The organism is Aeromonas sp. 159, assembly GCF_963862045.1.
GTDB classification, from domain to species: Bacteria; Pseudomonadota; Gammaproteobacteria; order Enterobacterales; family Aeromonadaceae; genus Aeromonas; species Aeromonas veronii.
This window is the reverse complement of record NZ_CAWLMI010000088.1, coordinates 1-9,669: the sequence shown is the minus strand read 5'-3', so window position 1 is coordinate 9,669 and position 9,669 is coordinate 1. Positions and strand designations below refer to the sequence as shown.

The window sequence follows — 9,669 nt, the reverse complement described above, 5'->3', positions numbered from 1 at the left end:
GAGTAGGACACTGCCAGGCACCAATACAAGAAACCCCGCTCATCGAGCGGGGTTTTTTATTGCCTGAAATCCTGGTGTCTGGTTTATTGTTATCAGCACTGGTTTGCAGCCTGCTCCTGCCAATCCCTTCTATAAGTAAACTTATCATTACAAATCATGATGTTATATAGCATCTGCCTCATGCTTCGCGTTCAAGCGGATTTAACTATAATTACTTAAATGATAATGATTATTGTTTGATTGATCTTGCCCTGGTCGTTACAATCCAGACCGATTAATAAGTTGCGTTTCAAATGAGCATTTATTAATCGCCGTCCCCGGCAGGAGGCCGGGTCTTGTAACGAGTGAAGTAAGGGAATACGCCACTTTCCTACTTGAAACGTTCAGGCCAAATCATGACAACAATACAACCAAGCAAGCTTGCCTTGCTGATCGGTTCTCTTCTTTCTATTCACGCCGTAGCTTCCGAACAGGAAGTGATGGTTGTCACCGCCTCGGGTTTTCAGCAAAAAATCGAGGATTCCGCAGCTTCTATCTCTGTCATTACTCGCGAGCAGCTGGAGAAGCGCGCCTATCGCGATGTGACCGACGCACTGAAGGATGTTCCCGGTGTGGTAGTGACCGGTGGTGGCAGCAGCAGTGATATCAGCATTCGCGGTATGGGCTCGAAATACACCCTGATGCTGGTTGATGGTAAAAAGGTGGATAGCCGTGGTACCCGCCCCAATAGTGATGGACCCGGTATCGAGCAGGGTTGGTTACCGCCGCTACAGGCAATCGAGCGGATTGAGGTCGTCCGCGGGCCCATGTCATCCCGTTATGGTTCAGATGCCATGGGCGGCGTGATTAACGTGATTACCCGCAAGACTACCGGTCTGGCCTGGCAGGGTTCGGTACACGCTGATTCGACCTTCCAGGAGAACAAAGATGCCGGCAACAGCTTCCAGACCGATGCCTATACCGCAGGTTCACTGATCGATGGCGTGTTGGGGCTGCGCTTCAATGGTCAGCTGGCCCATCGTGGCGAGGATAAGTTTACCCAGGGTTTTGCCGAGCAAGAGACTCGCAGTGGCACGGTGGTGCTTAGTTTCAAGCCTGATGACCATAACCGCTTCGATCTGGAAGCCAGTCGCAGCCTACAGGATCGGAATCGCACGGCCGGCAATTCACTGGCTGCCAAGGCGAAAGATAACCTTTATCGCTATGAGCGCACCAACTATGCGCTGACTCATGATGGCCAGTATGATTTCGGCTCTTCCAGCAGCTATCTGCAGCAGGAGACCAACAGCAACCCCGCTCGCAAGATGGAGCTTACCAACACCATCGCCGATACCCATACCCAGTTTATTCTGGGGGATCACTACCTGAGTGTCGGTGGTCAGTATCGCTATGAGGATCTGCACGACCAGGGCAATAACCTGAAAGTAGCCAACCCTGCCGAGCAGCTGACCCGCTGGAGTTGGGCGATGTTTGTCGAGGATGAGTGGTCACTTACTGACAGCTTTGCCCTGACAGGGGGCGCACGCATGGATCGGGATCAGAATTACGGTTCTCACTGGAGCCCGCGTCTCTACGGCGTCTGGCATCTGGATGACAGTTGGACTCTGAAAGGGGGCGTATCAACCGGTTACCGCTCCCCTGACTTGCGGATGTCGGCGGCCAACTGGGGCCAGGTCACCGGTGGTGGCAGCCTGGATGGCATGCTGGTCGGTAACCCTGATCTCAAACCCGAGACCAGCGTGAGTGAAGAGATCGGCCTGCTGTGGAACGGTCATCAGGGCTTCAACGCCGGTGTTACCCTGTTCAACACCGACTTCAAGAACAAGATCTCCGAAGTGCGTCGCTGCACCAGCAAGAGTGATCCCGCCTGTACCCTCAATGGGTACAGTTATGACTTCATCAGTGATCGGGTCAACGTCGACAAGGCGAACATGCGCGGGGTCGAGGGGATGATGGATTGGGCCATCAACGAGGATTGGTCGGTTAGCTCCAGCTACACCTTTACCCAGTCCGAGCAGAAGAGTGGTCCACTGGCGGGTCATGCCCTCAACCAGATGCCCCGTCACATGTTCAACGGCAGTGTTGACTGGCAAACCACCGAGGATCTCAGCCTCTGGTCACGGGTAAACTTCCGTGGCGAGACCTCCGAGTACCTGAGCCGGGTCAAGATGGCGGAGGGGACTCCTTCCTACACCTTCTTTGACATGGGCCTGGTCTACAAGGCCAACAAGCATCTGGATCTGACCGCCGGGGTCTACAACATGTTCGACAAGACGGTGGATTACAGCAGCTATGGCACTGTACTGGATGGTCGCCGCTACAACCTGGGCGTGACCTACAACTTCTGATAGGGAACCTGTCATGCGGCCGCCATCTTCCGATGGTGGCCGTTTTTATTGCGCGTCCGTCAGGGGGCTATGCCTGATAGGAGGCGGCTTGCCAGGTATTGCGCCCCAGTCCCTTGGCCTGATACATGAGGGCATCAGCCTGCCGTAGTAGTTGGTCGGCATCAGCCTCTCTCTCTGCGGCTACCCAGACTGCCCCGGTGCTGATGGAGAGGGTCACCTCGCCGCTGCTGGTGTGCAGGGTTTGCCGGCTGCTCTCCAGGCAGATACGCTCGGCCCATTGCTCTGTCTCTGCCAGCGTGGCCAGCGGCAGCAGCAGGCAAAACTCCTCGCCGCCGATGCGGGCCAGCAGAGCCTCTTCGGGCAACAGGTTGGTCACAGTCGTGGCCAGCTTTTCCAGCAACAGATCCCCGATGCCATGACCAAAGCGGTCATTGGTCTCCTTGAAGTGATCCACATCGAACAGCAACAGGGCACAGGGCTCCCCGCTTGCCAGCCGCTGCTCCATGGCAGGCATGAATGCCCGTCGGTTGAGCAGGCCGGTCAGCGGGTCGGTACTGGCCTGCTTCTCCAGTCTGGCGTTGGCGCGGCTTAACTCGGTGGTACGGCTTGCAACGGCGCGGCGCAATTGCACTATGTAGGCCACCATGATCAATGCACCGGCCAGCAGTAGCCAGGGACCGAGATGGATGGGGTAGACGGTTTCGACATGCATCCATTTGCGGATGATCCGCTCCCGATCGCTCTCTTTGAGCTTGGCGAAGCCCTCTTCCAGCCGGTTTAACAGAGCAAGGTCGCCCTGTTTTACAGCAAAGCGGATCTGGTCGGTATAGAGGTGGCGAACCGGAATAAAGCGGGTGGGATCGTCCGAGGTATAGATGTAGAAGTTGGCGACCTGCAGATCGGCGATAAAGGCCTTTATGTCGCCCCGAAAGGCCGCCGCCAGCAGGGTGTCATTGTCGTCGAAGGTCTGCAGTCTGGTGCCGGGGAAGTAGCGTCTGGCGTAATACTCCTCGTAGCCACCGGCTACCACTCCGACCGTTTCATGGAGCAGGTAGTAGTGGACATCGGTGCCGCGCAATTCGCTCGAGAAGAAGAGCTGGGAGTCGAGCTGGGCGAGAGGCCGGCCATAGTCGAACAGTTTGTCCCGCTCCGGTGACCAGAGCAGTCCGGCGTGAACATCCGCTTTCCCCTTATGGAGCAGGTCGAGGGAGCCCTGCCAGTCGACCAGCCTGAACTCGATCTTCTGGCCGGTCACCCGGGCATATTCACGCCACAAATCGATCAGCAGGCCATCCGGCTGGCCCGACTCATTGATATAGGAGAAGGGCTGCCAGGCTTTGGAGTTGGTAATGATGATCGGTTCTTCCGGGGCTTTGGCCCAGGCAGGCAGGGCAAGGGCGAGCAGCAGGAGCCCCCACCCGATACTGACTATGACTCCTGTCCTGGAAGAGGCCATCCTTGCTCCAATCCGTTGCCGTATACCGTCCCGTGGTCACCGATTATCACCGTCTTTCTGATCGAAGAACAAGCGCTCAAATGATGAAGTTTGCATGATACAAATGGCGCCATGACAAGGCTGGCGGATAGAGTAACTACTTACAGCGGCAGGCTGATCCGCGCCTCCAGTCCCCCTTGTGGCCGATTGAGCAGGGTCAGCTCGCCGCCGTGCTGATGCACCAGAGTGCGGGCGATGGAGAGGCCCAACCCGACACTGCCGGACTCGGTGTTGCGCGCTTCATCGAGTCGCACGAACGGCTTGAACACATCATCGAGCCGCGCCGGATCGATCCCCGGCCCGTTATCGCAGACCCGGATCAACAGCTCCTCCTTGCGCCGCTCCAGCGACACTTCGGCGCTGCCGGCATATTTGATGGCGTTGCCGATCAGATTCTGCAGCACCCGGCGCAGGGTGTTGGCCCGGCAGGCGTAGACCTCTTTGCCCTCCGCCAGACAGGTGACCGGCTGGCCGGTATCGGCGTAGTCATCGCACAGGCTGACCAGCAGGCTGACCAGATCCAGCTCGCGGGTGGCCTCCTGCTGCCCCTCCTCGCGAGCAAAGCTGAGGGTCGCGGCCAGCATCTGCTCCATCTGTTGCAGGGTCTGCTGGATGCGCTCCTTGTCCTCGCCATCGGCCAGAAACTCGGTGCGCAGCCGCAGGCTGGTGATGGGGGTGCGCAGATCGTGGGAGATGGCCGCCAGCATCCGGGTTCTGTCCTGCACGAAGCGGTCGAGCCGGGTGTGCATCCGGTTGAAGGCCTGAATCGATTCGCGAATCTCGGTCGGCCCCTCCTCTTTCAAGGGCTCGATATCCTCGCCTCGCCCGAGCCGCTCCGCATTGCCTGCCAGCTGCTTGAGCGGGCGGGTGGCACGACGAAACAGCAGCACCATCAGCCCGATCACCAGACTGGCGACCAGCATCAGGTTGAGGGTGGTCTGCCACGACCAGCTACCCGCCTCCTTGTCGACCAGCGAGCTGAACTGCAGCCAGCCCCCCTGAGGCAGTTCGATGGAGCCGTAGAGCCGCATATCCCGCGGCGGGGGCGGCCCCTTGCGATCCCGCATCATGCGGGCGTGATGCTCCCACGCTTTGCTGCGCTGGTTATCCTCTTTCAGCTCGGCGCTGATCTCGACCGTGAGGCCGAGGGGGTAGTTGAGGCGCGAGCGCACCAGCTGCTCGAAGCGGGGGCTGCGGTTATCCGGTTGCAGCGGTTCGTCGGAGAGGCGCAGCAGCAGAGTCTCGCTGCGGCTCGCCTTGAGGATCTCGTCATAGAGGGACGGGGGGGAGAGGGAGAGCAGCCTGACCACAGAGATGATCCGCTGCATGGCGTTGCGGCTGTTGACGAAGCCGAGCGCCTCCTCCCGATCCGTGCGGTAGATCTGGATGCTGAGCAGCTGGATCAGGATCAAGCCCGCCAGCGCCACCAGAATGATCTGGCCGGTCAGCCCCTTGGGCCACATCCGTGCCCACAGTCGTCGCAAGGTGCCCACTGCTTAAACCTGCGTCACGTCGGCGGAGAACATATAGCCGCCACCCCAGATGGTTTTGATCAGCTCCGGATTCTTGGGATCCCGCTCCAGCTTGCGGCGCAGGCGGCTCACCAGGGTATCGATGGCGCGATCAAAGGCTACCGCCTCGCGGCCACGGGCCAGATCCAGCAGTTGATCCCGGCTCAGCACCCGCTGCGGGCGTTCCAGAAACACCTTGAGAAGATCGAACTCGGCGGTGGAGAGGCTGAGGCCCACTCCATCCTCATCGACCAGCTCCCGGCGATTGACGTCGAGCAGCCAGCGATCGAAGCGCAGATCCCGAGTCAGGGTCTCGGCGGCGGGTTGGGTCTCTGCCTGGGTGCGGCGCATCACCGCCTTGATCCGCGCCAGCAGCTCGCGCGGATTGAAAGGCTTGGCCAGATAGTCGTCGGCCCCCATCTCCAATCCGATGATGCGGTCGGTCTCTTCCCCCATGGCAGTGAGCATGATGATGGGCAGGTTCGATTTGACCCGCAGCTCGCGGCAGAGGGTCAGGCCATCTTCACCCGGCATCATCAGATCCAGCACCAGCAGGTCGAACTCCCGCTCCTCCAGCAGCCGCTTCATCTCCTTGCCATCTCGGGCACAGCTGACTCGCAGGCCGTGCTGTTCCAGAAAGCGTTTCAAGAGATCGCGGATCTCGCTGTGATCGTCGACCACCAGAATGTGGGTGTTGCCCTGGTTCATGAATACCTCCCCTGCTTGGCGTTGGCACGAGTATACGAAAATACGCTGCACGGTTTGTGTCAAAGTGTGCCAGATCCGCACGATGCCACACTCTGCTACAAAAAAGGGCGATGCTGGCAAAGTTCAGACACCGACAGGGTGTTTACTTGGGGGCAAGGCAAGAGCGCCGAACCAGAATCATCCCTACAGGAGATAGACCATGAAAAAGCTGACCAAAACCCTGCTGACCGCCACCCTGATCCTTGGCTTGCCGCTGGGCGCCTATGCAGCCAGTGAAGCAGCCCCCACTGGCCAGCCCGGTGCCATGGTGGATTGCCCGATGGACGGTGGTGGCATGATGGGTGGCAAACACCACGGTGGCCGCCACGACAAGATGGCCCGCATGCAGAGCATGACCCCGGAGCAGATTCAGGCCAACCTGCAGCAACGTTATGACCGCATTGAAGATCCGGCCAAGAAGGCGGAGTTCATCAAGAAGCTCAACGAGCGTGCCGCCGGCATGACCAAGCACGCAGAAGCGATGAAGCAGTTCGCCGAAGCGAACCAGTAACAGCGCCTGCTGTTATCAACCCAAGGGTGGCCGAGGCCACCCTTTTTGCGCTTACTGCGTTTATTGCGTTGAGCTGCAGAGCTTGGTTGAACGCAGGCGATTACCAATAAAAAGAGGGGGAGCCTGATGCTCCCCCTCTTGCTATCTGTGCCGGTGCGGGTGTGCAACCCACTTCACCGGACGAGCGAACTTAGCCCTGAGCCTTGTCGGTCAGCTCTACTTTCTTGACGGTTTCGCCTTCGAACTTGATGACCACGTTTTTCTTGGCGGCGTCGGTATCTTTCAGCAGGGTTGTGGTTGTCTCTGCCAGCAGCGGAGAAGCCTTCTTCAGGGCATCCAGATCATAGGTCCACACTTCCAGACCGGATTCAGTCTTGGTGGTGGCAGGAGCGCCCAGCTTCTCTTTGACTGCCTGCTTGTTGGAGCCGCCTTCCTTGATATCCAGAGCCTTTTTGATGGCTTCGTTGGATGCACTGTCCATGGCACCGGATACGGCAGTGCTGGCCGCATCCTTGACGCTGCTGGTGACGCTGTCGGTCAGCGAATCCATCAGGCCGGCATTGGCAAACAGGGGCAGGGTGGTGAGGGCAACCAGCAAACTCTTTTTCATTTTCTACAGCTTCCATGGGTTCAATGAGGCGGCTATGAAATCAGCAAAGATATTGGGCGTCAAGTGAGGCATGCAATTAACATTTCTGTTAACTGGATCTCATTTCTCACCAGCTGCAAACAGTTTTGGTATCTCCCGCACCAGCCAGCTTTTGGCCTTGCCCATGGTGTCTCGCCGCCAGGCCAGCACTACTTGCAACTGATGGCGATATTCGGGGCTGATCACCTTGAGCCGTCCGGCCCGGATGTCCTCCTCAATCCAGCTCTGTGGCATGGTGCCGACCCCGATCCCTGCCAGCAGGGCATCCCGTTTCTCCGTCATGGTGCTGACAGTGAGGCGCGGCTGCTTGTCCAGCAGGCGGTAGGTGAGAACCGGTTTGCGCAGGGCTGTGTCGGCCACCGCGATGGCGCGGTAGCGGCGCAGGGTCTCGTCGGCCAAGGGTTCGGGTTCCTGATGCAGCGGATGATCGGGATGGGCGACGTAGAGCATCACCTCGTCCTTGATCACCTGATGCTTGATGCCGGTCATCATGATGTCCGGGTTGATGGAGGAGATAAGCAGGTCGGCGCGACCATCTTCCAGACACTCCCAGCTACCCGCCAGCACCTCGGCCCGCAGCCGCAGTCGGGTATCGGTCTGCTCGGCCAGTTTCTCCACCAAGGGGTAGAGGGCCTGCACCGGGACAAGTGCATCGACGGCGACTGTGATGTCGGTCTCCCAGCCACGGGCCAGCGCCCGGGTCTCGCCTACCAGATGCTCGGCTGCCTCCAGCAGCACCCGGCCGCGCTCCAGCAGCATGCGTCCCGCCGGGGTGAACTTGGTGCGGTGGCCGCTGCGGTCAAACAGCATGGCATCCAGTTCGTCTTCCAGCTTCTGCACCGTATAGCTCAATGCCGAGGGCACCTTGCCCAGCTCGTCGGCCGCCGCCGCAAAGCTACCGCGGCGGTCGATGGCATCCAGCACCCGGATTGCCTCCAGGGTCAGCGCCCGCTCCTTGTTCGATTCCTTGGCCATTCCTCACCTTCAATTTTTTTGAATATGTTTGCCAGTTTATCTCGCTAACAAGTTAGGTCATGTCACTTTAATATTCAATCAACGCTTAGGCAGGAACGTCGAGCGGCCAAATATGCGGGTAGTTCCGCACTGTGACACACCAAATCGGTCTGTCTGATGTCGGTGAAAGAACAACACACTATTTGAATAACCTCTTGCATGGATGCATTGATTCTGGCCGAAAAGGCCTTGGCAATGACATATAAAACAAGAGAGTGAATGAACATGAAAAACGTAATCAAGATGCTGGCCGTTGCAGGCCTGATGACCACTGGTTTCGCCCAAGCTTCCGTACCGGCTGACTTCAATGCCATGCCCGGCGTGCTGTTTGTGAACTGGAACGCCACTGCCGCAATGGATGGCAAAGCCAATCCGATGCTGGAAGTGCGTGATGAGTCTGGTGATCTGCTGGCATCAGTCCACGCCAACTTGACTGGCACCCAGCAGGTGCGGATCCCGAGCCGTACCCAGGGCAACCTGACCGTCAGCCTGGCTGGCCAGAGCAGCGAATACCGTATTCCGTTCGGCATCGGTGGTGGCAACCAACGCTAAGTCGAACCCCGGTTAGATGAGGAGCAGACCATGATGCAATTGAGAGCCGCAGAAGCGCGGGGCAAGGCCAACTTTGGCTGGCTGGACGCGCGCCACAGTTTCTCCTTCGGTCACTACTATGACCCGGAGTGGATGGGACACTCGGTACTGCGGGTGATCAATCAGGATCTGGTTGCGCCGGGTGGCGGATTCGCCACCCACCCTCACGCCAATATGGAGATCCTCACCTGCGTGCTGCAAGGCACCATAGAGCACAAGGACAGCCTCGGCCATGCCGAGCAGATCCCGGCAGGGGATTTCCAGCTGATGAGTGCAGGCAGCGGGATCCGCCACAGCGAGTACAACCCCTCGCAGACGGATCCTCTCTCCCTGTTGCAGATCTGGATCGAGCCGAACGAGTTCGGCACGCCACCCGGATATCAGCAGAAGAAGATCGAGTCCAGATCGGGCTTGACGCTGGTGGCGTCACCGGATGGCGAGGCAGGATCATTCAGGATCCGCCAACAGGCCCGCGTATGGCGGCTGGAACTGGCCCCGGGCGAGACGCTCGAATGGGCACTGGCTGGCCGACACGGTTACCTGCAGATGATTTCAGGGGAGTTGACCGCTAATGGTCTGGCTGCCCGACTCGGCGACGGGGTACTCAGTCGTGATGAATACCGGTGGGAGCTGGTTGCGACCAGTGCCAGCCAAGCCCTGTTATTTGACCTACCCTGAAGCAGTCAGCGGTGATGTGACACAAACGAGGAATATGAAATGGACAAGATGAAAGATGTAGCGCTGCTGGCGGGTCGTGTACTGCTGGCGCTGATGTTCGTAATGGCGGGCTGGAGCAAGATCGG

9 protein-coding genes and 1 pseudogene are annotated in these 9,669 nt (G+C 58.7%); 5 read left to right on the top strand and 5 right to left on the bottom strand.

Going from position 1 to position 9,669, the window contains the following annotated elements; genetic code table 11:
- Positions 1-395: 395 nt before the first annotated feature.
- Entirely contained in the window at positions 396-2,348 is a 1,953-nt protein-coding gene (locus tag AACR14_RS14910; protein ID WP_019446740.1) for a ligand-gated channel protein, read from the top strand.
- A gap of 67 nt (positions 2,349-2,415) precedes the next feature.
- Here the strand turns inward: AACR14_RS14910 and AACR14_RS14905 are convergent, their stop codons facing one another.
- From AACR14_RS14905 to AACR14_RS14895, 3 genes are all read right to left on the bottom strand, one after another.
- Positions 2,416-3,804, bottom strand: coding sequence for a transporter substrate-binding domain-containing diguanylate cyclase (locus AACR14_RS14905; RefSeq protein ID WP_019446739.1), 1,389 nt, complete (start codon positions 3,802-3,804; stop codon positions 2,416-2,418).
- Positions 3,805-3,944: 140 nt separating this feature from the next.
- On the bottom strand, positions 3,945-5,306 hold the full coding sequence (locus AACR14_RS14900; protein ID WP_019446738.1) for an ATP-binding protein: 1,362 nt from the start codon (positions 5,304-5,306) through the stop codon (positions 3,945-3,947).
- Between the two features lie 33 nt (positions 5,307-5,339).
- Positions 5,340-6,062 (bottom strand): response regulator, encoded by a 723-nt coding sequence (locus tag AACR14_RS14895; protein WP_005336534.1) that lies wholly within the window; start codon positions 6,060-6,062, stop codon positions 5,340-5,342.
- A 199-nt stretch (positions 6,063-6,261) separates the two neighbouring features.
- Between AACR14_RS14895 and AACR14_RS14890 the strand changes: the two genes are divergently transcribed.
- Positions 6,262-6,612, top strand: coding sequence for a hypothetical protein (locus AACR14_RS14890; RefSeq protein ID WP_019446737.1), 351 nt, complete (start codon positions 6,262-6,264; stop codon positions 6,610-6,612).
- A 190-nt stretch (positions 6,613-6,802) separates the two neighbouring features.
- Here AACR14_RS14890 and AACR14_RS14885 read toward each other — a convergent pair whose 3' ends face one another.
- Together AACR14_RS14885 and AACR14_RS14880 are read right to left on the bottom strand one after the other, a co-directional pair.
- Positions 6,803-7,222 (bottom strand): hypothetical protein, encoded by a 420-nt coding sequence (locus tag AACR14_RS14885; RefSeq protein WP_019446736.1) that lies wholly within the window; start codon positions 7,220-7,222, stop codon positions 6,803-6,805.
- Between the two features lie 99 nt (positions 7,223-7,321).
- Entirely contained in the window at positions 7,322-8,236 is a 915-nt protein-coding gene (locus AACR14_RS14880) for a LysR family transcriptional regulator (RefSeq protein WP_019446735.1), read from the bottom strand.
- A gap of 258 nt (positions 8,237-8,494) precedes the next feature.
- Between AACR14_RS14880 and AACR14_RS14875 the strand changes: the two genes are divergently transcribed.
- The 3 genes and pseudogenes from AACR14_RS14875 to AACR14_RS14865 all read left to right on the top strand — a co-directional run.
- Complete coding sequence (locus AACR14_RS14875) at positions 8,495-8,827, top strand: hypothetical protein (RefSeq protein WP_019446734.1); 333 nt, start codon at positions 8,495-8,497, stop codon at positions 8,825-8,827.
- 30 nt (positions 8,828-8,857) lie between these two features.
- Positions 8,858-9,544, top strand: a complete 687-nt coding sequence (locus tag AACR14_RS14870) for a pirin family protein (RefSeq protein WP_019446733.1) — start codon at positions 8,858-8,860, stop codon at positions 9,542-9,544.
- A 39-nt stretch (positions 9,545-9,583) separates the two neighbouring features.
- A pseudogene (locus AACR14_RS14865) lies at positions 9,584-9,669 on the top strand (DoxX family protein); the annotation flags it as partial.